This is a genomic window from Agrobacterium sp. M50-1 (genome assembly GCF_049843495.1).
GTDB lineage: Bacteria > Pseudomonadota > Alphaproteobacteria > Rhizobiales > Rhizobiaceae > Agrobacterium > Agrobacterium radiobacter.
The window spans coordinates 159,782-185,014 of record NZ_JBBHZH010000001.1 but is presented as its reverse complement, the minus strand read 5'-3'; the positions used below and the strand labels follow the sequence as shown (position 1 = coordinate 185,014).

The window sequence follows — 25,233 nt, the reverse complement described above, 5'->3', positions numbered from 1 at the left end:
CTCAACCCTCGATCTGCGGGGACTGGCTGGCCGGGCGACCGTTGCCGGAAAGCGCCTTCAGCACATCCATCCTTTCGCCGAACATGGCGACCGATCCGTCTTTCAGCACCATGATCTTGTCGACGCATTGAAGAAGCGCCGGTCGCTGGGTGATGGTGACGGTGGTGATGCCCTGTCTTTTGGCGTGCAGCAGGGCCTTGGCGAGCGCTTGTTCGCCCTGCGTATCCAGGTTCGAGTTCGGCTCGTCCAGCACCACGAATTTGGGGTCGCCGAAGAAGGCTCGGGCAAGCGCGATGCGCTGTTTCTGGCCGCCGGAAAGCGGTGCGCCGTCTGCGGCAACCACGGTCTCATAACCCTGCGGGAAACCGGCGATCAGCTCATGCACATCCGCAAGCACTGCTGCCTCGTAAATCTGCCGGTCTTCGATATCGTCGCGCATGCGGCAGATATTGGCCTTGATGGTGCCTGGAAAAAGCTGCACGTCCTGCGGCAGGTAACCGATGCTTTCACCGAACTGCCGCTGGTCCCAGTTGCGCAGATCCATGAGATCGAGGCGCACATTGCCTGAAGTGGGCAGGATGGAGCCGACCAGCATCTTGCCGAGCGTCGTCTTGCCGGAGCCGGAATTGCCGATGATGGCGAGCGATTCCCCCTTTTTCAGCGAAAAGGAGATGCCGTTCAGGATCACCTTCTTCTGTGGCGGCGGCACGAAGAGGGATGCGCTCCACATCCAGACGCCCTTCCGGATTGGGCAGGCGCAGGCGTGGGAAGTTCAGCGGCGAATTGATGAGAAGCTGCTTGATGCGGCCATAGGCGGCGGCCGATTTGTTGAATTGGTGCCAGCCCTCGATTGCCCCTTCGATGGGCGCCAGCGCACGGCCGGAAATGATGGAGGCCGCAATCACCATGCCGCCGGTCAGTTCACCTGATAGCGACAGATGCGCGCCCCAGCCAAGCAGCGCCACCTGGGTGATCATGCGCGCCGCCTTGGAAACGCCCGAGAACATGATGTTGCGATCCTGCGCCGCGACATGAGATTTCAGGGACCCTGCGGTTTCGCGCCCCCACATCTTCACCGCTTCCGGTATCATCGCCAGCGCATTGATGATCTGCGAATTGCGCGACATGGAATCGAGGTGGAAATTGGCGCGGCTGAGATAACCGGACGCCTCGGAAAACTGTTTCGCGGTGAAGCGCTGGTTCAGCCAGGCGATAATGAACAGCACGGCGCAGCAGACCATGATGATGATGCCGAGATGCGGATGGACGAGATAGACCACCACGATAAAAAGCGGCATCAGCGGTGCGTCGAGAAAGGCGATGAGGGTGCCGGAGGTGATGAACGAACGCAATTGCTGCAAGTCCTGCAATGTCTGGTAGTCCTTGCCGCTGCCATGCAGGGAGGCGCGGGCGGCGGCCGAAAGGATCGGCGCGCCAAGCTGCACTTCAAGTTCGACGGCGGTGCGCATCAGGATGAAGCGGCGGATGGCGTCCATGAAGGCTTGCAGCAGAACTGCGCCGAGCACGGCAACCGTCAGCATGACAAGCGTATCCATCGAGCGGCTGGTCAGCACCCGGTCCGAGATCTGGAACAGATAAAGCGGGATGGCGAGCAGCAGGATGTTGATGGCGACGGTGAACAACATCACCACCACCATGTTGCGGCGCACGGCGGCGATGCCCTTGGCGAGACTTGCGGCGAAATTGATCGGCTCGCTGCGCTTATGGAAACCGCTCTGGCTTCCGCCACCACCGCCGCCTCCGCCGCCACCGCCATTGTCCGTCGGTTCCTTGCCGCCACCACCCGTTACCGGCCGGCGCTCGTTTTCACGGATCGGTCCTTCATTATTGTCGATGGTCTTGACGAAAGGCAGGTCGGTATTGTCGATCTTGGCATGTGGTTCCGGCGGGGAGACGGGTTGCCGGTCCTTTTCCGCGGGAACGTCGCGCAGCTGTTCCGCCTGTTCCGTTTTTGCATGAGGTTCGGAAAGAGATTGCGGGGGAATGATCTGCGCTGGTGATGAAATGGTTTTTGCGGCCTGTTCCGCGCCGGATAATTGCCGCAGGTTTTCGACGGCTTCATTGATGGCTGAAATACAGGCGTCCGTCAGTTTGCTGTCTTCCGCCTCCTGATCCAGCGGCAAGTCCAGCGAGCGTCCATCGGCAATGGTTTTTCTTGAAATATGATCCATTTTTTATCGGTCCCCTCGGTGATCTCACGGTGTTTGCGGTTCGGCTGGGGCGGGACGCGGTTATTGCCCCGCCAGCCAGATCTACGCGGTCACCGCCTGCATGACGTCGGCCGAATGCGCGTTCGACCAGGACAGGTCGTGACCGGCATTGATGACGCCATTGGATTCGTTTTCGATGGTGGCGGGATCGTCGTGAAGAAAGGCGATGACCTCGTTTGCCAGCTGACCCTGCTGGGGTTGCGAGGTGTCGTTTTCGATGATGCCGCCCTGAATCAGGATGGCGTCGGAATAAACGCCGCCGGCGACATAGGTGGTGGAGCCGAAGCTGTCGTAATCGACGATCTGCGCCAGATTGACCACGGCGTTGCTGCCGGTATCGATGTGGACGGTGGCGTCCTCGTTGTTTTCGAGAACCTTGGCGGCGGCCTGTGTCACGTCGTCGGAATCGCCCAGCACGCTCACCTGCTTGATGATGCTGACATCATAAAGATTGCCGGTGATATAGAGGACGTTCAGCCCCTCATAGCCGGCGAAATTGACGTCATGAGCCAGCGCATCCGGCATGTTGGGGTCGCGCGCGTTGATCGCGTTGACCGTCTGCGTCATGTAGTCAGGCATGGTTTCGAAACGGTCGTTGCCGCCAACATTGTGAATGGCGGCATCGTTCCACAGAAGGTTGTTGCCGGACTGGATGGTGGCGCCATCGGGCGCATCGGGATTGGCGCGCACCCAGTCATTGTCGTAAAGCACGGCGATCTGGCTGATCAGGTTCATATCCAGCACATTGCCGCCGACGATGATCAGGTCGTATTGCATGCCGATGCCGAGGAAATTCGCAATGTTGAGCGCAGCGTTGCCGCCTGTCAGCAGGCTGACGGTAGCGCCCGAGGTCGTTATCGTCATCGTGTCGTTGTCGCTGACGAACTGGTATTGCTCGATCCAGTGTACGAAGGAAACGTCGCCTTCCAGCACGCTGACACGCCAGGCTGTGGGGAATATTGGGGGTTCGCCCGTTTCGTGGCCATCCGCAGCGGCATTTTCCGCACCGGGATAGATGGTGCGCTCGAAGCTGGCGATGTTGAAGGCAACCGTTGCAGCCTGATCTTCCGAGTGCGTGAACACGGAGTCGATTTCGTCCCGGTCGCTATAGATATAGGCCTGGGTTATGGCGTCGATCTGATGATAATCGCCCATGACGGCGGTCACCGAAGTCATGACGCCGGTATTGACCAGAGTAGCGATGTTGGCGACGACGTTGGCGCCTGCGGCGACATCGAGGCTGTTGCCGGCCGGGCTATCCTCATGCAGTGAAACATCGCTCTTTTCCGGCTCTTCCGGCGGCTTGGCGATGCCGCGATCTGGCATGTAGTCGTCGAGCATCGGCTTTTCGCTGGCTATCGAGCCATTGATGTAAATACCGTCGATGTCGTTGCCGGCCAGAACGAAATCCTGGTTCGCACCGGTGCCAAGCGAGGTGACATCGTTTTCGCGGGCATGGTCGATATAGTCGTGCGCGGATTTGGCGAGCGCCTGCAGCGCATCGTAACTATCGGTGCGCTGGAAAACGGAAAAAGGCGTAAAGATAGCTGCTTCATTGTAGAACTCGACGGTACGCTCTGTCACGAAGCTGGTGTCGCGCCACACATAGGGGCCATCAGTCATGTTCAGATAGTCGTCGTCCTGAAGAATATTGACCTGCGCTACATGCGCGATGACCGAGCCGGGGCCGGGGTGAACCACCAGTTCATACTCCTCCTCAAAGGAAAGGCGGCCCGGGAAGCGGAAATGTGCGGCGGAAATGTCGACCGGGATGGCATTTGCAAGCTGCTGCATGTCGTATTCGACAGCGCGGGCGAAATGCGGTCGGATATAGTCAAAATCATAATAGCCGGCGCTGTATTTGACGCCGGGGTCGTAGTCCTGCAGCGGAACGTCGTAGTTCTTGTCGAGCAGCTTTGCCGCTTCATCGTCCGGCAGGCGGTCCGGGTCGGAATGGGCCGGCCCCTCGCTATAGTTGCTTCTCAGACGCGCATCCTCGATCACTGTGTCGAACAGGCCGATGAAATGCGCAATCATGTCCGAAATCTTGTCGATATGCATTGGAGGTCCCTCCCTGATCACCGCGGCAGAGCCTGGGGCTGCGCATGGCACACGTCTCAGAGGCGGTGCTTCGTTTTACGCAAACCCGGTCCTTCAACCGCGAACTGCACCGGCGGGTGCCGGTGCAGCTCTTTTCGTCAAGAGGTGGGTATCAGGAGTGATCCTCACCGACGTCGGAAACATGCGAGTTACCGCCTGTGATCGTGACGTCAACTGCGTTGGAGAGCATGTTGGCGCCCTGCACCAGTTCCAGATGGAAGCCGGAATTTGCAAGGATTGCCGATGCATCTGCAGTGCTGGTGCCTGCGGCGTCGTCGCCGGCCTTGAGGTCCCATCCCTTGCCGTCGATGCCTTCGGCGCCAAACGCGTCACCGGCATTGGCGCTCAGGTGGTTTTCCGCACCGCCATTCTGCATCTTGATGTCGTAGGCTTCATCCTGATCCGCCAGGTGGTTGGCCTGCACCATGCTGAAGCCGGTGTCGTTGCCGTCGCCATTGAGCGAGCCGTTGAGGATGTTGTCAACGTCCAGCGTGAAGGAGAAGTCGTCACCCAGGTTGAAGGTGAGGTCTCCGCCGGCGATGCCGAGATTGCCGACATCCTTGACGCCCGTGATGTTGCCGAAGTCGTCATCCGACTTGTAGAAACTGTCAGCGGAGTTGAAGCTGTCGGAGGTCGTCGTGGTCTTGGTGGAGGTGTCGTTGTCGGAATAGTTGGACGTCTTTGTGTCCGTATCCGTAATGGTCTTCACATTGGTGTCGTTGTCGCTGTACGACTTGCTTTCATAGCTCCAGTCGTAGTCGACCTTGATATCGGTGTTGGTTTCGGTGCTCGTCTTGGTGGTCGTGTCGTTGTCGCTATAGGACTTGCTGTCATAGCTCCAGTCATAGTCGTTGTCGCGATTGTCACCGTTATTGGCGGAAACATCGACCTTGGCGTCCACATCCACATTGGTGCTGTTGTCGCTGTTGTCGTTGTTACGGTTTTCACCGTTTGCGGTGCCGACGTTGCTGTCTTCCACCTTGGCGTCGTTGGTCGCCGTGTTGGCAAAACCATCGGAAAGCGCGCCGATCTTGGTGATATCGTCGCCGGACTTTGGATTATAACCCATTTCGATTTCCTCCGAAAAGCTCGGAGCAGCTTTCGAAATCCCTCTCATCTCAAACGGGATTTTTTCGCGCTTGCTCCGGGTAGCATTGAGATTGATGTTTGCAGATGCACTCGGTACGCATCATCTGCGGTTCGGTATTGACCCGTGACCGGGCTCTTTTCGTTCAGCCGCTGTGCGCTACTCGGTAAAACGGCGCACAAATCCGTTCCTCGCTCCGATGGGGGAGCGCGGTGGCTTCGTCTTTTTCGCTTTGCATATTTCTTGAAAAGGGACCGGCGTTTTCAAACACACGTCAAGGCCGGAGGTGTCTTTCCATCGGCCGCCGTTCAGCGACGGTCAGACTGTGACGCAGAAAAATTGCGCTTCCTAGATATCAATTCGGGCTAAACACATCGGCGCTCATCCCGAATATATATGTCACGAGTGGTGGTCCGGCGGTCCGTTTGCCGGTTTGGCCATAGAAAAATGCCGCGGCGCCGGGAGAAACGCGGCTTTTCGAAAAACATGGTTTATTTCGGTGAGAAAAGGCCATTATCCCAAAAAGGAACAGCCTCGGGCGTCCTTCGCCGGCGAGCTATGTAAAGGGATATCAACTAAAAGTTATATTTTCCCGGATTGCAAAACCACAGCGAAAGCTTTTCCGATGTGTTTGTTTTTGCAGCGGTTACCGGATGAATGATTCTATCTCTGAGTAACCTATTTTGTATGTCAATTGTAAAAAATAACCCGTTTGGGCCATTTATTTACACAGCTTTTCGTATTAGCGTGTGTTAATTAACGGGTGATTAATAATAGTTGACATGGCCTGAGGCGGGGAATCGTCCCTAAAGATCCAGGGGGAAAGATACCCGGCGGACAACAGACTGCACAACCAAAAGAACGTAACGCGTAAGCGCTTTAGGGAGGCGTCAATGTTCATGGGAACTTCAGATTATGCGGCAAAACAAAAAAACGCCGTTGCTCCTATAAATGGAACTTTATTGGTCATCGCGGATCCGGACCTGTTTTCCGAGTGCCTCATGGAGGCGCTGGGCAAAAAGTTCCCCACATTCGCGGTGGTGAGCATAACCTCGTCAGGTCAGATCGAGGACGATTACGGCAACAACGTGCGGTTGGTTTTGCCTTACCGGATGTCGGGTGAGCGTCTTCATGCCGTTCTTTCGGAGGTTCGGGAAAAGCATCCCGACGCGCCGATCGCACTCGTCGTCGAAACCATCGACAAATTCGAGGAGCCGCTGAAGAGGCTGGTGGGAATGCGCGTCATTGATGGTGTGCTGCCGCTCAATCTCAGGCTTGATGTCTTCATGGCGGCCGTCGATCTGCTTATGAAGGGCGGGGAACATTTTCCCGCAGCTCTTCTCGGCAAGCTCACGCCCTATTCGCCTTCCATCAACGGCAAGAGCGTTCAAAGCAATGCCGTGATCGCCAACCGCGCCGATGCCCTTGCTGCGAGCAGGGGTGACGTGGCCGCGCTGACGACGCGCGAGGTACAGATCCTCGACCTGCTTTGCAAGGGAACGCAGAACAAGATCATCGCTGATCGGCTGCATCTGTCCGAGAACACCGTCAAGGTTCACGTTCGCAATATCTATAAGAAAATGAACGTGCGCAACCGCACGGAGGCGGCGTCGCGCTTCTTCAACAAGGACGAAGACACGACCTTCTCCGGCGGCTGGAAGAACTGAGCGTCAGGGCGGCTAGAGCCGTCCGGACGCCAGTTCCCTCCGGTATCTCTTCAGGAGGCTCAGGGCCTCAGGAAGCAGCGGGATTTCTGCCCGAATCCGCTCGGCGAGCAGATATAGGGAGAAGAACCCGAGTAGGACTGCCGCGATGCCGCGGGTGTGCCCGAGGCATCGGCAACAAGCGTAACGGCTGCGTTGCCGGTTTTTTGATAACCGTAGGACGCCTTCGCCGGAGCAACTCGGCTGTTGATCGTGGCGGTATTGGCCGACGCGGTCTTGATGAGAACGGCGTCTTCGACCACGGAGCATGAGGCCGTCGCGAAAGTGAAAGTTACAAGTGCTGCGGCAACAAGCGCAAAACGACAATGGCGGGCTGTTTTGCCGCCATGGGAATAAGGCATTTCATTCATCATGTGTGTCCCCTGAAATCGACTGTCTGTCGCATCTCGCCGGGCGGTTTTGTTCCCGGTGGACCGAGCCTTACAAAACCAGGATAGCCCCGACTGGTTGAGCGAAGCTTGCGCTAATGCTCAATAAGAAAGGCATAATGGAGGCATAGTTAAAAAGTATTAAATCAAGAGGCTATTTTGAGTAATTTTGGGTAATCAATTGTAATATTTCGCTAAAATGAAGTTGACCTGTTTTCTGCCGCGCCTATCATGAAAGTTGAAATTTATCGAATCGAAATATTAAAACCTCCAGAAGAAGTAAAAACCGGAGGATGATATTCAAGATATCGTACAATCGGGAGTTTGATCCAGTTTAGTTGAATCAGCTACGCTGATTCCTCATGGGGAGGAGTGTGTAATGCGTAATTTCGTTCCCAACGAACATGACAATGGCGTCACCATCTACTCCGAGTGGAGGCCTGGCCAACGTGTTCTCGTCAATGGCGGCGCCGGTTTTCTCGGTTCCCATCTTTGCGAACGCCTGTTGAGCTGCGGTCACGAGGTGATCTGTCTCGACGATCTTTCGACCGGGCGCACCGGGAATGTGGCGCATTTGCGGGACAATAAGCGGTTTTTGCTGGTCGAGCACGATGTGCGCAAACCCTATGACATCGATGTCTCGCTGATTTTCAACTTCGCCTCACCGGCGTCACCGCCCGACTATCAGCGCGATCCCGTCGGCACGCTGCTCACCAATGTGCTTGGCGCCGTCAACGTGCTGGAGGTGGCGCGCAGATGCGGTGCAACCGTAGTGCAGTCGTCGACCTCGGAAGTCTACGGCGATCCGCACGTCAATCCGCAGCCGGAAACCTATTTCGGCAATGTAAATACAATCGGGCCGCGAGCTTGTTACGATGAGGGGAAACGCAGCGCCGAAACGCTGTTTTTCGATTATCACCGTAGTTTCGGTGTCGATATCAAGGTGGGACGCATCTTCAACACCTATGGGCCGCGTATGCGCCCGGATGACGGACGTGTGGTTTCGAACTTCATCGTCCAGGCGCTGAAGGGCGCTGACATCACCATTTACGGCGATGGCAGCCAGACCCGTTCCTTCTGCTATGTCGATGACCTGATCGACGGTTTCCTGCGCTTCTCGGCCAAGCCGAAGGATTGCACCGGGCCGATCAATCTCGGCAACCCGAGCGAAATTCCGGTGCGGCAGCTCGCCGATATCGTCATCCGCATGACGGGTTCCCGTTCGCGCATCGTGCATCTGCCCGCCGCGATCGACGATCCGCAGCAGCGTCGCCCCGATATTTCGCGGGCAAACGAACTGTTGAGATGGCAGCCGCGCGTGCCGCTCGAAATCGGCCTGGAAAAAACCATCGTCTATTTCGATGCACTGCTCGCCGGCAAGGCTGTAGCGGAGGCCGTATGAGATGCCCCGCACAATCCTCGTCACGGGCGGGGCCGGATTCATAGGCAGCCACATCTGTAAGGCGCTGGCCCAATCCGGCTTCAAGCCCATCGCTTACGATAATCTCTCGACGGGTCACGCGGATTCTGTCCGCTGGGGTCCCTTCATCGAGGGGGATATTCTGGATCGTGGTCTCCTGAAGGCCACGCTCAGGGAATTCTCGCCGGCCTTCGTCATTCATTGCGCCGCCAATGCCTATGTCGGCGAATCCGTCGAAGATCCGCGCAAATATTACCGCAACAATGTCGGCGGCAGCCTGGCGCTCCTGGATGCCTGTCTCGACCAGAATATCGGCGGGCTGGTGTTTTCCTCCAGCTGCGCCACCTATGGCGTTCCGCCGCAATTGCCGATCCGCGAGGAAACGGCACAGATGCCGGTCAACCCTTACGGGCGAACCAAGCTGATCTTCGAAATGGCGCTCGATGATTATGCCGCGGCCTATGGTCTGCGGTTCGTTGCCCTGCGTTACTTCAATGCCGCCGGCGCCGATCCGGACGGTGAGCTTTACGAACGGCATGAGCCTGAAACCCATCTGATCCCGCGGGCGCTGATGGCGGCTGCCGCACGGCTGCCGCAACTGGATATCTTCGGGGCGGATTACGACACCAGCGACGGCACCTGCATTCGCGATTACATCCATGTCAGCGACCTGGCCGATGCCCATGTCGCCGCCGTCAAATATCTTGCCGAAGGTGGAGAGACGCTGCGCGTCAATCTCGGCTCCGGTCACGGCACATCCGTCGGTGATATCATTCGGGCGATCCACCGCGTGACGGGGCAGGAAGTGCCGGTTCATTTCGGTGCAAGGCGTGCCGGCGATCCGCCAGCACTGTTTGCGGACATAAAGCGCGCGGAAGAGATGCTCGGCTTTATCCCGAAGCGTTCGGATATCGATACCATCATCCGGACGGCCGGTCCCGGTTTCGGACTGGAGGTGCGCTCATGAAAGCCCGTTCCACCCCTTCCGTTCCCTCGGCCCGCGCCGTCGCAGTCACCAGCGATCTGCGGATGCTGCCGGTCTTTGCCGGTTGGAACCGCATGGCCTATCTTCTCGGCATCGGCGGATGGATGGTGACGCTCGCCTATTTCTGGATCTGGTGGCTGGATCGCGATCGCGTCATCGACTGGCCCTATTATACTGTCGTCACGATGACGCTTGCGTGGATCACGCTTCTGCCGTCCTATTTCATCTTTATCTTTCTCAATGCAAGGGTCGTCGACCGGCGCTCCCCTCTGCCGCGGGGTAAGGTGGCGATGGTCGTCACCAAGGCGCCGTCGGAACCCTTCGCGGTGGTGCGCAAGACGCTGCTCGCGATGCTGGAGCAGAAGGGCCTGGAATTTGACGTCTGGCTTGCCGACGAGGCTCCGGATGCGGAAACGCTGAAATGGTGTGGCGCGCACGGCGTTTTCGTTTCCACCCGACAGGGTGTCGCCGAGTATCATCGCAAGAGCTGGCCTCGGCGCACGCGCTGCAAGGAAGGCAATCTCGCCTATTTCTACGACCATTACGGGTATGGCCGTTATGATTTCGTCGCGCAGTTCGATGCGGATCATGTGCCGGAACCGGATTATCTGAGCGAGATCATCCGTCCCTTTGCCGATCCGAAGGTTGGATATGTTTCGGCCCCAAGCATTTGCGACGCCAATGCCGGTGAAAGCTGGGCGGCGCGCGGCAGGCTATATGCCGAGGCGAGCCTGCATGGCGCGCTGCAGCTGGGTTACAATAATGGCTGGGCGCCGCTCTGCATCGGCTCGCACTACGCCGTGCGCACGAAGGCGCTGCGTGAAGTGGGCGGCCTTGGGCCGGAGCTTGCCGAGGATCATTCCACCACGCTTTTGATGAACGCCGGCGGCTGGCGCGGTGTTCACGCCGTCAACGCCATCGCCCATGGCGACGGACCGGTAACCTTTGCCGATCTCATCGTGCAGGAATTCCAGTGGTCGCGCAGCCTGATGACCATTCTGCTGCAATATTCGCGGCATTATGTCCCGAAGCTGTCGCCGCGGCTGAAGTTTCAGTTCCTGTTTTCGCAGCTCTGGTATCCGCTGTTTTCCGGCTTTATGGCGCTGATGTTCGTGCTTCCCGCCGTCGCGCTGATGCGCGGAGATGTGCTGGTCAATGCGTCCTATCCGGCGTTCCTGGCGCACTTCCTGCCGGTTTCGCTGATCATGATCGTCTTTGCGTTTTTCTGGCGCGCCACGGGCGCATTCCGTCCGCATGATGCGAAGCTCTTCAGCTGGGAAGCCATGGTGTTTCTTTTCCTGCGCTGGCCCTGGTCGCTGATGGGCGTGCTGGCGGCAATACGCGACACGATCCGTGGCGATTTCGTCGATTTCCGCATCACGCCCAAGGGCACGCAGGCAAAACCGCCGCTGCCGCTGAGGGTAGTCGCGCCTTACATTCTTCTGGCGGCGCTCAGCCTTGTGGCCATGGTTCTGGCGCCGCGTGAAAACGGGGCGGAGGGGTTCTTCGTCTTCGCCGCCCTCAATGTGGCGATCTATGCGGGCCTTTCGGTGTTTCTGCTCATCCGCCATGCGATGGAAAACGGGGTGCCGAGGCTGCCGGCATTGCGCGGTGGAGCGACCGCCGCCGCCTGTTCGCTGCTGCTGGTGGCGGGGAGCGCCGCAGAACTCAGCTCCCATGCGATCGGCGGGCTGGAGGCCCTGTCGCACGGGCAACCCTATGTCAGTTTTACCGAAACGCGGTTCACGGTCGCCGGCGCGGGCGTGGAAGGTGCCAGATCGGTACGTCTGAAACTGCGCATCGCCGTGCCGGGACTGCGTGGACCGCAGGAAATGCAGGCGGAACCCATCGTGCCGCCGCCGCCGGCGGTGGCAACCGGAGAGATTATGCTGGCCGACAATAGGGTCGGACAATGAAGGAGGAGGCTGTGATGAAAACAACAATAAGCAAATGCGGATTCTCCGCTTTCGTACTCTGTCTTGCGGTGGTCGCGCCAAGCGCCGTCCACGCTGCAGGCGGCACGAAGACGCCGAAACCGCTCAGAACCAGCGAAGTCGTGGACATGTACTTCGACAAGACCTGGAAATGGGAAACGGGCGGCGGACGCTTCATCGCCCAAGACCGCAAATTCGTCGCTGCAACGGAAGAAAAGGGCAAGAAGTCCATCGGTGAAGGCCGCTGGACCGTCGATGCCAACGGCACCCTGTGCATGCGCGCCACCTGGAAAAGTGCGGCAGGAAACGGCAAGGCCGATACCTGCTTCGACCATGGCCGCATTGGCAAGGTGCTCTACCAGCGCAAACAGGGCGGGCCATGGTACGTGTTCCGGCACAACCCGCCACGCCCTGGCGATGAGTTCCTCAAACTCGTCCGCAAGGACGATGTCACGCCGCAGATCGCCGCTTACGACAAGGCGATGACGGCAACAAGGTAGGGAGTAAGGTGTCATGCAGATAACAAGAAGAAAACTTCTGTTCGCAGGTGGTGCCGCCGCAGCCTTTACCGCCGGCATGTATCCGGTGCTCAAGCTCAACGCACAGGGTGTCGCCCCCATGACGTCGACGGGCATGAAGACACTTGCCGACAAAAGACCGACATTGCACGCGGACGGTATCCGTTTCGGCGCCTACGATCCGCACGGCGATTTCACGGCCCAGACCGGGGTGGCGTCGGAACATCTGTTCCTGCCCTGGGAGGACGTGGATCTCGACAGTCTCGCACTTGCGGATGCCTACGCTCTGGAGCGCAAGCGCAACGTGCTGATCACGGTCGAACCCTGGTCCTGGGACGTTAACTGGCGGCTCACCTCCGACGAGTTGCGCCGCAAGGTGATGAGAGGCGACTATGACCAGAACATGCAGGCGATCGCCGCACGCATGTCGGCAATGAAAAGCCCGCTGATCCTGCGCTGGGGACAGGAAATGGAAGACACGTCCGGCCGCTTCTCGTGGTCGGGCTGGAACCCGCGTGATTACATCACGGCGTATAAACGCATGGTGGACATGACCCGCAAGGCGGTTCCCAGCGTCAAGGTGATGTGGTCACCGAAAGGTCTGGATGGTCTGCAGGCCTACTATCCCGGTGACAGCTACGCCGATCTGGTCGGCCTCTCGGTCTTCGGTCTCGAGGAGTACGACAAGATCGAATATGGCGGGCCGAAGACCTTCACCGATCTGCTGCGCAAGGGCTATGGACTTGTCGAAACCTTCAACAAGCCGGTTTGGGTTGCCGAACTGGGTTACGAAGGCGGCGATTCCTATGTTCGTCCGTGGATGAACGACGTGACGCTGAAACAGGCGGATTTTCCAAAGCTGGAAGAGGTCGTCTATTTCAACGACAAGGATGTTCATGCCTGGCCGCACAATCTCGGCAGACCGGACTGGCGCGTCGTGCGCCCGGCCAAGGCCTGATCGACGTCGAAAACCGGCGAGCGGCGATGCCGCTCGTCCGGTGCTCCAATATTAGGTAGCCGTTGCCAGCACGGCCTCGGCCTCATAGATGGCGCAGACGATGTGATAAAAGGTGCTTGCCGGCGCCGGCTCATCGAGCATCGGCCTGTCGGCCGGCCATTTGTCGAACCAGAGACCCTTGACCGGCGTGTCAAGGAAAGGCTGCAGCGCGCCGATGGCGCTGAGACCGGAGGCAAGGTAACGCTGCCGCTCCTCGCCGTTCGTGACGCTCGCCAGCCGCACCGAAGCCTTCAGCCATTCCGTCTGCGGCCATAACCGCGCCAACCCATCATGCACCGAAAAATCGTCGTAGAGGCTCATCACGGCCACCTTTCGGCGCGGGCAGATGCCGTGCTCTTCACCGATCTGGAACAGGCGTTTTGCCTTGTCGATCGCCTCATCATTTCCGCGCAGGCTGCCCCACCGCACCAGAAGCCATGCCCATTCGAACTGGTGGCCCGGCTCCATGATCCGGCCCTTGTCGCTATCATGGGGTGTCCAGTCATGGGTGAAGAACTCGCGCAGCCCGCCATTGCCGCTATCGATGAAACGGGTCAGCGCCAGGCCGGCAATCTCATCGGCAAGCGCCGACCACGGGCCTTGCGGGTCCTGCTGCTCCCAGGCCAGCATCGCCTCGAAAAGGTGCATATGCGGATTGGAACAGAGCGGCGTGCGCGGCGGGTTTTCTTCCTCGAAGCCGGCAATGGGATGTCTGTAGTCGCGCTCGAGGATGGCAAGTATATCGAGCGCCCGGCCGCGCATCTCGTCCCTGCGCTCGGGAAGGCTCGCGGCCGCCTGCGCGGCGGCGAAAAGCGCAAAAGCCTGATTGTAAAGATCGAAGGAGGGGTCGATCAGCCTGCCGGTCTGGTCGGCAAGGTTGCCGTAGAGGCCATTTTCAAGGCGATAGACATTCTCGAACCAGGAGAGCCCGTGCAGCAGCGCTTCTTTCCACGGCCCCTGCCATCCATGCTGGCCGGCGGCGGCGAAACAATAGGCCTGACGCGGCTGCACGCGGGCGCGGCGGTCATCGGAAAAAACCGGCTTCGCATCCTGGCCGAGACGCTCGTAAAAGCCGCCATCCGGGCGGGCCGAACCCGCCTCCCACCACAGGGGCAGAGCGTCTTTATCCAGCCATTTGCGTAATGTTCCGATCTCTTCGGCAAGCGCCTGCGCGATGCTCGGAAATTGCACTGTCATATGATAACTCTCTGTTTTTACAGTTGAATTAAAAAGGTGACCAATAAAAATACGTAATAATAAACGCAAGTAGACCATGGGGCATATTGCGCTGCAACCGTAAAATTATCGGCCTGACAGGACGCCAACCCCTGGCGGCGTCATTGGTTCCACCTTCTTTCGTGGGAGATGCGGGTCGCAACGACGATTCGCGATTCATAAAGTGTCAGAAATTACAACGCAAATTTGAGATTGCTTATTCGTAGTCCTCACGTATTTCGTAGCAATGGTCTGGTCATTAGTGATTCGGTCTCCTTTTAACCTGGGCGGCGTTGGGGAAACAAAGGGGCGCAAGGCAGTGAAATTTTCTGCCTATACTTCATTGCTGTTCTCTGTTGCGGTTCTTTCGGGCTGCAATACTCCCGCGGGCGTTCGGTCGTTCGGGGGCGCGCAGATGGCGTCTCCTTCCGAGGCGCTGGTTTTCCCCCCGCCCGGCGGTCCCGAAATCGTCACCGTGGTCAACCGCACCTATTCCAACGCCGTGGCGCAGCAGGTCATTTTGCGCTCTGAGGCCGCGACCCCCGGGCAGAATTATATCAAGGCTGAGTTTTTCGGCCCGCAACAGGCCGGTGATACCGGTGGCGACGCCCTGGCTTTTTCCGGTTTCCGGGCATCTTCCGTCGCGCGGGAAATCCGCGCCGAGTTTCCGGGCGAAAGCCTCGCCATGTCGCCAAATTACCTGCAGAACGGCTATGGTGCGTTTTCCTATGCCGCCGGCCATGGCCGTGGCGACGATACCTGCCTTTATGGCTGGCAGGACATTCGCTCGCCGGAAAGCATGCGGCAGGACTTCCGCAATCTCGGACGCATCAAGGTGCGGCTGCGTCTTTGCCAGTCGGGGGCAAGCATCGAGCGGCTGCTGGCGGTCATGTATAATTACACCATTACCGGCACCTATGCTTCGCCGAGCTGGAACCCCTACGGCACGCCGCGGGCCGTCGATCAGAATCTCGGGCGACCCGGGAGCCCGATCTATCCCATGAAGGCGGAGGATGTGCCGATGCGGCCCGGCGGCGAAGTGACCTCCAGTGTGCCCGTCCGGCCGGTCCGCCGCGTGGCGGCCGTCACGCCCGCGCAGCCGGAACCACAGCCTTTGCCGCCCGTTGCTGCCGTTAATATCCCATCGCCCACATCGACGGGTTCGCCGGTCCAGCCTGTTCGATCTTCGGTGGCGGGCAGGCGGATGGACGGCGGGCCGGTGGAAAGCAGCCGGCAACCGTCGCAGGTGCCGCAGGTGTCCATTCCCTCGCCAGCTTGTCTGTCCGGTTCGGGAGCGTCACCAGGATGCAGGTGATCGTCGGAACCAGCGGAGAAGGAAGCGCCGAGGCGCATATCGCAAAATTTCCGGGCCGAAATTCCGGATGGGGACGAGAACGGAAAGTTTCTGGATGAACAAGGCCATCACAGTCATTGTCTGGTTGCTTGTGTCGCTTTGCGTTCTGGCCATCGTCACGATGCCGGTCAGCCTGCAGACGCATCTGGTGGCGACCGCGATCTCGCTCATCCTTCTGGCAACGATCAAGAGCTTCAACGGGCAGGGCGCGTGGCGCCTGGTCGCGCTCGGTTTCGGCACCGCCATCGTTCTGCGTTATGTCTACTGGCGTACCACGAGCACGCTGCCGCCCGTCAACCAGCTCGAAAACTTCATCCCCGGTTTTCTGCTTTATCTGGCGGAGATGTACAGCGTCGTGATGCTGGGCCTCAGCCTTGTCATCGTGTCGATGCCGCTGCCGTCGCGCAAGACGCGGCCCGGTTCGCCCGATTACCGACCGACGGTCGATGTCTTCGTGCCGAGCTACAACGAGGATGCCGAACTTCTCGCCAATACGCTGGCAGCGGCCAAGAACATGGACTATCCGGCTGACCGTTTCACCGTATGGCTGCTGGACGACGGCGGCTCGGTGCAGAAGCGCAACGCCAGCAATATTGTCGAGGCGCAGGCGGCGCAGCGCCGCCACGAAGAGCTGAAGAAGCTCTGCGAAGAGCTCGACGTGCGTTACCTGACGCGCGAACGCAACGTCCATGCCAAGGCTGGAAATCTCAATAACGGTCTTGCTCATTCAACCGGCGAGCTCGTGACCGTGTTCGACGCCGACCATGCGCCCGCCCGTGATTTTCTTCTGGAAACCGTAGGCTATTTCGAGGAGGACCCCCGGCTCTTCCTGGTGCAGACGCCGCATTTCTTCGTCAATCCCGATCCGATCGAGCGCAACCTGCGCACCTTCGAGACGATGCCGAGCGAAAACGAGATGTTCTACGGCATCATCCAGCGCGGCCTCGACAAATGGAACGGTGCCTTCTTCTGCGGTTCCGCCGCCGTGCTGCGGCGTGAGGCGCTGCAGGATACGGAAGGTTTCAGCGGCGTCAGCATCACGGAAGATTGCGAAACGGCGCTCGCGCTGCATTCGCGCGGCTGGAACAGCATCTATGTCGACAAGCCACTGATCGCCGGGCTGCAACCCGCCACCTTCGCAAGTTTCATCGGCCAGCGCAGCCGCTGGGCGCAGGGCATGATGCAGATTCTGATCTTCCGCCAGCCGCTGTTCCGGCGCGGTCTCTCGTTTACGCAGCGTCTCTGCTACATGTCGTCGACGCTGTTCTGGCTGTTTCCGTTTCCGCGCACGATCTTCCTGTTCGCGCCGCTGTTCTACCTGTTCTTCGACCTGCAGATTTTCGTGGCTTCCGGCGGCGAGTTTTTGGCCTATACGGCGGCCTATATGCTCGTGAACCTGATGATGCAGAACTATCTCTATGGCAGCTTCCGCTGGCCATGGATTTCTGAGCTTTACGAATATGTGCAGACGGTTCACCTTCTGCCCGCCGTGGTTTCGGTGATCTTCAACCCCGGCAAGCCCACCTTCAAGGTGACGGCGAAGGATGAATCCATCGCCGAGGCGCGGCTTTCGGAAATCAGCCGGCCGTTCTTCGTCATTTTCGCGCTGCTGGTGGTGGCAATGGCCTTTGCAGTTTGGCGCATCTACAGCGAGCCATACAAGGCGGATGTCACGCTCGTTGTTGGCGGCTGGAACCTGCTCAACCTCATCTTTGCGGGCTGCGCGCTCGGTGTCGTTTCCGAGCGCGGCGACAAGTCGGCATCGCGGCGCATCACGGTCAAACGGCGTTGCGAGGTCAAGCTTGAGGGCAGCGACGCCTGGGTGCCAGCGTCCATCGATAACGTGTCGGTGCACGGGTTGCTGATCAATCTCTTCGATAGCGCGTCGAATATCGAAAAAGGCGCGACGGCCATCGTGAAGGTGAAGCCCCATAGCGAGGGCGTGCCGGAAACCATGCCTGTAAACGTGGTGCGGACGGTTAAAGGCGAGGGTTTCGTCTCGATCGGCTGCACCTTCTCACCGCAGCGCGCCGTCGATCACCGCCTGATCGCGGACCTGATTTTTGCCAATTCGGAACAGTGGAGCGAGTTCCAGCGGGTGCGCCGCAAGAATCCCGGCCTTATCCGCGGCACGGCCATCTTCCTGGCCATATCGCTCTTCCAGACGCAGCGCGGCCTTTATTATCTGGTCCGGACGCTTCGGCCCGCCCCCAAGGACGCCAAACCTGTCGGAGCCGTAAAATGATCGGCCGTAAATCCATCCGGGATTCTCTGGCAGTGTTGGTATGGGGGGCTGTTGCGACGGGCGCGATGGCGCAGTCCTCCCCCTTCGACATGTCGCCAGAACGGCCCGCCCAGACTGCTCCGGCACCCGTGCCGCCGTCCGCCATTCCGCCGGCCGTACCGCGCCAGCAGCCTCCTGCCCAGATGCCGGCCCAAACACCGCCTCAGCCATCCGCCCCGCCGCCCTTTGCGGCTCAGCCCGCGCCGGCCCAGCAACAACGCCCCGCCGTTCCGTTGCCGCCGCCTCAGCAAAGCGCAAGACCCGTTCCGGCGACGACCTTGCCGCTCAGCGCCGACAGCCGCCGCCGATACATCCTGCCCTATGAAAAGCTCAGCCTTTCCGGTGAGATCGACCGCCGGCAATGGAGCATCTACCTGACGCCGGAGCAGGTGAATGCCGCCGTTTCGCTCAATATCGGCTATCAGAACGCCATTGTGGTCGCGCCGGAAAACTCGAATTTTCAGGTCAGCCTGAACAATGTACCGCTGGATCCAGCGCGTATCGAAGCGCCCGACAGCGAGGGCAATGTCTCCTTGAAGATTCCGCCGGGCGTCCTGCAGGTCGGCTCAAATGTCGTGAGACTGGGCGTTCAGCAACGCCACAGAACCGATTGCACGATCCAGTCCACCTATGATCTGTGGACCGATGTTGACCCTGCGAGCACCTATATCGGCTTTAATGCCGATGTTGCCGGAAGCTTTGCCAATATCGACGATATTCAGGCAACGGGGCCGGACGGCAAGGCGATGACGTCGATCGAGATTGTCGCGCCGGCACTCGGCAATCCGGCGTTTGCGGATTCTCTCCTGCGTCTCTCACAGGCGCTGGCGCTCAGAACCCAGATGCCGAACCAGACGATCCGTTTCGTGACCGCGCCTTCCACCGAGCGCAAGGCGGGCACGCTGACGGTCCTCGTCGGAACCGCCCGTGAGATTGCAGGCATGGTCGCTACGCTGCCGCCCGAGGCATCGGCGGGTGCTTTTGCCGGCTTTGGCGCGGCAGCACCTGGTGGTCTTTCGCCGCTTTTCGTCAGCGGCCCCACTCCGCAGGCGGTTCAGGCGGCAATAGAGACGCTGTTTTCCTCGATATCGCGTACGCCCGGCGCGCAGAGAACCACCTTTTCGACCCGCAGCTGGCATGCGCCAGATGTACCGCTTGTGATGTCGGACCGCCGTATCGCGCTTTCCGAACTTGGCCTTGAAAGCACCGAATTTGGCGGCCGGCGTTTCCGCAACGAGTTTTATGTCGGTATGCCCGCCGATTTTTATGCCTCGGCCTATGGCGAGGCGTCGCTTCTGCTCGATGCCGCCTATTCGTCGCAGGTATTGCCGGGCAGCCATATCGATATCTACGTCAATGACGAGATCGCCTCGACCGTGCCGATTTCCAACAATGGTGGCGGCATTTTCCGGCATCTGCCGATCAATGTGACGATGCGTCATTTCAAGCCGGGCCCCAACAAAGTCACCATCGAGGCGGTGTTGATGACGGCGCAGGATCAGGCCTGTGCGCCCGGCGCACCCGCCAGCACGACCCCGCGTTTTGCGTTGTTTGATACGTCTGAATTTCATATTCCGGACTATGCACAGATCGGTCGCAAGCCGGACCTCGCCGCAATGGCGGGTGCCGGGCAGCCCTATCGGACCGGTGGAACGCCTGTAGCGCTGTCGCTCGACCGTTTCGATACCGATACCATGTCTGCGGCGGCGACGCTGATCAGCCGGCTGGCGAGCGTGGCGGGGCATCCCATCGACATTGAGACCGTGGCATCGCCGCTGGTGATCGGCGACCGCGACGCGCTGTTCGTCGGAACAATTTCGCAGTTCCCGCAGTCATTGATCGGCCAGTTCAATCTCGTTCCTTCCAGCCAGGTATCCTGGAAAATGGGAACCGGCGTTCAGCCGCCCGCCCAGAGCAGCGAAACCCTCTTCAACGACTGGCGGGAGCGGGTGGATGGCGGTGTCTGGGAAGGGCAGGTGTCGTCTCTTGAGGAGTGGATGAAGCGGAATTTCGATCTGAGTTCGGATACGCTGCGCTTCCTGCCGGCGGCCGAGCAGCCCTATGCGCCACCCGGTAATGTCTCCTTCATGCTGGCGCAGGGCCTCAGCCCTTCCGGCCAAGGGGTGTGGACGCTTGCCACGGCACCGACGTCAGCGGAACTTCTCGACGGCATGGCGGCGATGGCGCGGGAAAACCGCTGGCGCGGTGTCACGGGGCGTGTCGCCGCATACGATGCCTCTGCCGAAAAGCTCGAAACGGTGGAGGTGGAGCGGCCGTATTTTTACGTCACGCGGGCGTTTTCCCTTTCCAACTGGAGGCTGGTCGCCGCCAACTGGCTGTCCTCCAATGTACTTTCCTATTCGCTGGCATTCATCGGTTTCGTGTCTCTCCTCGGCTTCGCCACTTTCACGATGCTGCGCATGATGGGGCGGCATCGATGAAGAACAGGATCTCGAAACTGGCCGGTATTTTCTTCCTGTCCGTGATGGCGGTGTTTGCAGGTATTTCCGTCAGCCGCGCTGCTTCTGTCTCACCGGAAGCGTGGTCGGCCTATAAGGGGGCGTTTCTGGATTCCGGCGGCCGTATCATCGATACCGGCAACGACAATATCAGCCACAGCGAAGGGCAGGGTTATGGCATGTGGCTTGCCGTGCTTGCCGACAACCTGTCCGATTTCGAGCTGATCTGGAGTTTCACACGCACCGAGCTTCTGGTGCGTGATGACGGGCTTTCCGCCTGGAAATGGAATCCACGCACCAGGCCGCACGTAACTGATATCAACAACGCCACGGATGGCGATATTCTGATCGCCTATGCGCTGGCGCTCGCGGCGGGGCAATGGAACCGGCAGGACTATGCCGAAGCATCCGCGGCCATCGCATCCTCGGTCCTCAAAAAGACCGTGGTGCAGCGAGGCGGGCGCACGCTGCTTTTGCCTGCTGTCAGCGGCTTCAGTGAAGGCGACCGGAAGGATGGGCCAGTGGTCAATCCCTCCTATCTGATTTTCGAGGCCTTTCCGGTCCTCAATCTCGTCGCGCCATCGCCGCTCTGGAAGGCGGTTGCCGATGACGGCGTGGCGCAGATCGGCGCATTTGCTTTCAGTGACAGAAAACTGCCGGCCGACTGGGTGTCTGTGAAGACGAAGCCGCAGCCGGCGTCGGGTTTTCCGCCGGAATTCGGTTATAATGCGGTGCGCATTCCGCTCTATCTTGCAATGGCGAAGATGGGCTCTCCGGAGCTGCTTTCCCGTCTGAAAACCGGCATGACGCTGGAAAGCGGCGCTGCCGGAACCTTCGACCTGAAGAGTGGCGCGGTCAAGGATGTCCTGTCCGATCCCGGTTATCGCATCATTCCGGCGCTTGCCGGATGCGCTAGCGGGGGGGCGGCCATTCCCACCGAACTTAAAAATTTCCAGCCAACACTTTATTATCCTTCCACATTGCATCTTCTGGCATTGTCGTTTCTGGCAAGGAATAACGGGGAATGCCGATGAACAAGCCATTGTCGACCTCGGCTCTCATCCTGCTTCTGATAGCGCTCGCTGCCTTCCACTGGCGCGACAGCATTCTCGGACGGGTGTCGGACGTGCATACCTCGGCGGTCGGTGATAACCGGGCCGTGCAGCGCATGTCGCCGTCAGCCAATCCGGCGCAGATCAGCGCTTTCGTCAAAAACCGCGAGATGGCGCAGGTGACTCAGCCCGCGACACCGCCGGTAACGGTGCCGGCGACCGATCCTTTGCCGGTGACGCAGGCCGGCGGGCAAGCACCGCAAACACAGACGGCGCCGGCGCCGGCCCCCCGTACGCCCCAGCCCACATCGGGTAGCATGCCGGAAGTCGATCTCAGCGCGCTGCGCTATTTTGCGGCGAGAGGCGATACCCAGCGCCTTCAGGCTGAAATCGCGCGTCTTCGCACGCTTTATCCCAACTGGACGCCGCCGGCTGATCCTCTCGCCATTCCCGAAAACGGCGATCCGCGGCTCGACGCCATGTGGCAGCTTTATACAGATGGCCGTTATGCCGAGGTGAGAAAGGCGATTGCCGACCGCCAGCAGGCGGAGCCCGGCTGGCAGCCGCCCGACAATCTGACGGGCATGCTCACCCTGGCCGAAGCGCGCCAGCGGCTCGTCAATGCCTCCGATCTCAAGCAATATGCGACGGTGGTGGATACGGCGGCCAACAATCCCGGCCTGCTGACCTGCAGCGAAGTCGATGTCCTGTGGCGGGTGGCCGACGCCTTCGCCAATACCGACCGGATGGGACGGGCGCGCGACGCCTATCTCTACATTCTCAACAATTGCACCGCCGCAAGTGACAGGCTCGCCACGGTGCAGAAGGCATCTGCGCTTCTGCCGGCGGAAATGATGGACGATCTGCTTGCCAGGGAAAAACCTGGCGCAGACGGCCAACTGGAATTCGAACCGGTGAAGAACGATCTCGCCCGCCAGTTCGTGGCCAAGGCCGGGGAAAAGGCGAAAGAAGGCGAAAAGGAAGGGGGCGCCGTCCCCTCCGCCTATGTGATGCGGCTTCAGCGGCTTGCCGAAACCGACAAGCTTGCGAGCGACGCCCTGTTGCTCGGCTGGTACAATATCCGCCAGAAGAATATGACAGAGGCGGAAAAATGGTTCCGCAAGGGGCGGGAAGAGGAAGACAGCGCGTCCGCCTCTCAAGGGTTGGCGCTGGCGCTGATCGACCGTAACGAGCCGCGCGAGGCGGAGGACGTCATGTATAAATGGCGTACGGCTTCCGACGACGCGCTTGCGACCTATCTTGCCGCAACGGCCAATCTTCTCGCGCTGCAGCCACCGGTCGTGCTGCCGCCGGATGTGTTGCAACGTATCGCCGTCGAAACGATGGCGCGTAAGGATGCGGCCACCGCGCAGCAATTTGGCTGGTACTCGCTTGCCTTCCGGCAGACCCCGCTCGCGTTGCAATGGTTCAGCACGGCGCTTGGCTGGAAGCCCGATGATGAGCCGTCCGCCTATGGTATGGCCGTCAGCTATCACGATCTTCGCAATCTCGCCGGTCTGCGTGGCATCCAGCAGCAATGGGCAAGCCGCTCCCAGCGGATCGCCGATGTCGGAACCGCAAGGATGGTCGACCAGTCCGGTCAGACGATTGCCCCCATAACAGCGCCGTCCACTGCCCCACAGGCGACCGCGCCCGTACCGACCTATGCGCCACAGGGCGAGCCGGCGGTAGTATATGCCCCGCCTGTCGTCCAGCAGCCGGAACCTTCACGCAAGCAGGCGCGCCGCCCGGTGCAGGTGCAAAGCGAAGCCAGCGCCGCATCGCGCCCACGCTCCTGCGCGGCCTATCCCGATCCGCAGCGTCTGCCGCCGCAGCAGGCGCTCGATCTCGGCTGGTGCCTGATGGAGACGAACCGGCCGGCGGAGGCGCTGAAAGCCTTCGAAGCCGCCATTGAAGGCGGTCAGTCGACAGTTAAGAGCGATGCCGCCTACGGCCAGAGCCTTGCTTATCTGCGTATGGGCTTGACGGACCACGCCGCCGTTTCGGCGACGAAATCGAGCATGGACCGCCCGCGCGCGACGGAGCTGCAGGTCTCGATCCTTGCTGATCGCGCCGTTTCCGCGTTTGGGTCGAAGCGGTACGCTGAAACGCTTCTTCTGCTCGACCAGCGGGCGCGGCTGGCGGATGAACGAACGGACCTGATGGTGCTGCGCGGCTATTCCTACCTTGCCATGCGCCGTTATGGTGAGGCTGCACAGATTTTCGAAAGTCTGTCGGCTATCGGAAACAGGGACGGCATCCGGGGATTGGCTGCGGTGCGCGCCGCCCGGCCGAGCAATGGTCCGCAGGGCGGCTAAGACAGGCCGGCGCGAAACCGGCTGCTGTTTATTTTGCGTCGGTGAGGTTGCGGATGATACGCATGAAGATGCGTGCTCCGATGCCGATCAGCGCGTCTGGAAAGTCGTAATCGGGATTGTGCAGGTTGGGATAGTCCCTGCCTGCGCCGAGAAAGAACATGGCCGATGATGAAACGGCGCGAAAGCGGCCGAAATCCTCGGAAGCCCGCATGGGCAGCCCTTCTGAACCGTGGGAGATTTTCTCCTCGTCCAACGCCTGCCGGATGTGCTCGACCGCGTCGGGCGCATTTTCGCAATGCAGGAAAATATCGTCATAGGTGATGTCGAGTGTCAGCTTCTGCTCGGCTGCAACCTTTGTCGCCAATGCTTCCGCAGCCTCGCAGAGTTTTTCCATCCGGTCGTCGGTCAGTGTGCGCAGCGTCGCCCAGATTTCCGCATCGGCCGGGGAAATACCGAAAGCGGCTTCGCCCATCACGGCATGGGTGATCGTCACCATCGAAAAATCAGGCTCAGGCGGGAAACCGGAGCCGAGTTCGGCCAAGGCCGGCATCAGCTGAGAGATGGCCCGCATGGGGGAAATGCCGTGTTCGGGCGAGGAAGCATGCGCGGTCTTGCCGGAAAGGCGGATTTTGACACCACGCGACGCGCAGTTGACCGGTCCCTCCACGACGCTGACATGGGCGAAAGGCAGGCCCGGCAGGTTGTGGAGTGAAAAGGAGTAATCCGGCTTTATGTGTTCGAAACGCGGGTCGGCAAGGACGGAGGCGGCGCCCGCACCGGTTTCTTCCGCCGGCTGGTACAGAAGGATGATGCGGCCGGTCTCCGGGCGCTGCCGGGAAAGGCCGAGCGCCAGCGCCGTCAGAATGGTGGAATGGCCGTCATGGCCACAAAGATGGCCCTTGCCTTCGGTGCCGGATCGGTATTCGGCCTCGCTCTTTTCGTGAATGGGCAGAGCATCGAGCTCTGAACGGATCAGGATCGCGGGACCGCTCTTGCCGCTGTCATAAACCGCGGCGACGCCATGGCCGCCGAGCTCCGCAAAAAGCTGGTCAGGCTGCGCTTGCTCGAGAAAGGCACGGATGCGCCGCGCTGTTTCCTTTTCTTCGCCGGAGATTTCCGGATGACGGTGCAGATCATGGCGAAGCTCAACGAGATCGAGCATGTCCTTGTTGGTCAGAAACATCAAA

General features: G+C 59.8%; 16 protein-coding genes and 1 pseudogene. 11 read left to right on the top strand and 6 right to left on the bottom strand.

What is annotated here, in order from left to right:
- Nucleotide 1 precedes the first annotated feature (1 nt).
- The 3 genes and pseudogenes from WDZ78_RS00765 to WDZ78_RS00755 form a co-directional block, all read right to left on the bottom strand.
- Nucleotides 2–2,192 (bottom strand): annotated as a pseudogene (locus WDZ78_RS00765) (type I secretion system permease/ATPase).
- An 81-nt stretch (nt 2,193–2,273) separates the two neighbouring features.
- Nucleotides 2,274–4,292: a hypothetical protein gene (locus tag WDZ78_RS00760; RefSeq protein WP_425672042.1), complete on the bottom strand. Its 2,019-nt coding sequence runs from the start codon at nt 4,290–4,292 to the stop codon at nt 2,274–2,276.
- Between the two features lie 151 nt (nt 4,293–4,443).
- A complete protein-coding gene (locus WDZ78_RS00755; protein WP_020011872.1) occupies nt 4,444–5,400 on the bottom strand; it encodes a hypothetical protein in 957 nt (318 codons plus the stop codon).
- A 911-nt stretch (nt 5,401–6,311) separates the two neighbouring features.
- Here WDZ78_RS00755 and WDZ78_RS00750 point away from each other — a divergent pair.
- Nucleotides 6,312–7,085: a helix-turn-helix domain-containing protein gene (locus WDZ78_RS00750; RefSeq protein ID WP_026363968.1), complete on the top strand. Its 774-nt coding sequence runs from the start codon at nt 6,312–6,314 to the stop codon at nt 7,083–7,085.
- A 59-nt stretch (nt 7,086–7,144) separates the two neighbouring features.
- Here WDZ78_RS00750 and WDZ78_RS00745 read toward each other — a convergent pair whose 3' ends face one another.
- Complete coding sequence (locus WDZ78_RS00745; protein WP_425672041.1) at nt 7,145–7,495, bottom strand: hypothetical protein; 351 nt, start codon at nt 7,493–7,495, stop codon at nt 7,145–7,147.
- Nucleotides 7,496–7,889: 394 nt separating this feature from the next.
- Here WDZ78_RS00745 and WDZ78_RS00740 point away from each other — a divergent pair, with 394 nt between their 5' ends.
- The 5 genes from WDZ78_RS00740 to WDZ78_RS00720 are packed head-to-tail and all read left to right on the top strand — an operon-like array spanning nt 7,890 to nt 13,325.
- Entirely contained in the window at nt 7,890–8,912 is a 1,023-nt protein-coding gene (locus WDZ78_RS00740) for a UDP-glucuronic acid decarboxylase family protein (protein WP_425672040.1), read from the top strand.
- A gap of 1 nt (nt 8,913) precedes the next feature.
- Nucleotides 8,914–9,897, top strand: a complete 984-nt coding sequence (gene galE, locus WDZ78_RS00735) for a UDP-glucose 4-epimerase GalE (RefSeq protein WP_020011868.1) — start codon at nt 8,914–8,916, stop codon at nt 9,895–9,897.
- Entirely contained in the window at nt 9,894–11,831 is a 1,938-nt protein-coding gene (locus WDZ78_RS00730) for a glycosyltransferase family 2 protein (protein WP_425672039.1), read from the top strand. The genes galE and WDZ78_RS00730 overlap by 4 nt, the downstream gene beginning before the upstream one ends.
- A 14-nt stretch (nt 11,832–11,845) precedes the next feature.
- The gene (locus WDZ78_RS00725) at nt 11,846–12,349 is read left to right on the top strand and encodes a DUF995 domain-containing protein (protein WP_026363967.1); all 504 of its coding nucleotides are present in this window, start codon (nt 11,846–11,848) and stop codon (nt 12,347–12,349) included.
- 13 nt (nt 12,350–12,362) lie between these two features.
- Nucleotides 12,363–13,325 (top strand): glycoside hydrolase family 26 protein, encoded by a 963-nt coding sequence (locus WDZ78_RS00720; protein WP_425672038.1) that lies wholly within the window; start codon nt 12,363–12,365, stop codon nt 13,323–13,325.
- 51 nt (nt 13,326–13,376) lie between these two features.
- Here WDZ78_RS00720 and WDZ78_RS00715 read toward each other — a convergent pair whose 3' ends face one another.
- Nucleotides 13,377–14,561, bottom strand: coding sequence for an AGE family epimerase/isomerase (locus WDZ78_RS00715; RefSeq protein ID WP_425672037.1), 1,185 nt, complete (start codon nt 14,559–14,561; stop codon nt 13,377–13,379).
- A gap of 337 nt (nt 14,562–14,898) precedes the next feature.
- Between WDZ78_RS00715 and bcsN the strand changes: the two genes are divergently transcribed.
- From bcsN to WDZ78_RS00690, 5 genes are all read left to right on the top strand, one after another.
- Complete coding sequence (bcsN, locus tag WDZ78_RS00710) at nt 14,899–15,894, top strand: cellulose biosynthesis protein BcsN (RefSeq protein ID WP_026363965.1); 996 nt, start codon at nt 14,899–14,901, stop codon at nt 15,892–15,894.
- Nucleotides 15,895–15,988: 94 nt separating this feature from the next.
- The gene (gene bcsA / locus WDZ78_RS00705) at nt 15,989–18,178 is read left to right on the top strand and encodes a UDP-forming cellulose synthase catalytic subunit (RefSeq protein WP_425672036.1); all 2,190 of its coding nucleotides are present in this window, start codon (nt 15,989–15,991) and stop codon (nt 18,176–18,178) included.
- Nucleotides 18,175–20,658 (top strand): cellulose biosynthesis cyclic di-GMP-binding regulatory protein BcsB, encoded by a 2,484-nt coding sequence (locus tag WDZ78_RS00700; protein WP_425672035.1) that lies wholly within the window; start codon nt 18,175–18,177, stop codon nt 20,656–20,658. Before bcsA ends, WDZ78_RS00700 begins: the two co-directional genes overlap by 4 nt.
- Nucleotides 20,655–21,710: a glycosyl hydrolase family 8 gene (locus tag WDZ78_RS00695; RefSeq protein ID WP_425672034.1), complete on the top strand. Its 1,056-nt coding sequence runs from the start codon at nt 20,655–20,657 to the stop codon at nt 21,708–21,710. Before WDZ78_RS00700 ends, WDZ78_RS00695 begins: the two co-directional genes overlap by 4 nt.
- Complete coding sequence (locus WDZ78_RS00690; protein ID WP_425672033.1) at nt 21,701–24,046, top strand: cellulose synthase; 2,346 nt, start codon at nt 21,701–21,703, stop codon at nt 24,044–24,046. The genes WDZ78_RS00695 and WDZ78_RS00690 overlap by 10 nt, the downstream gene beginning before the upstream one ends.
- Nucleotides 24,047–24,074: 28 nt before the next feature.
- Here the strand turns inward: WDZ78_RS00690 and WDZ78_RS00685 are convergent, their stop codons facing one another.
- Nucleotides 24,075–25,229, bottom strand: a complete 1,155-nt coding sequence (locus WDZ78_RS00685) for an amidohydrolase (protein ID WP_425672032.1) — start codon at nt 25,227–25,229, stop codon at nt 24,075–24,077.
- Nucleotides 25,230–25,233 lie beyond the last annotated feature (4 nt).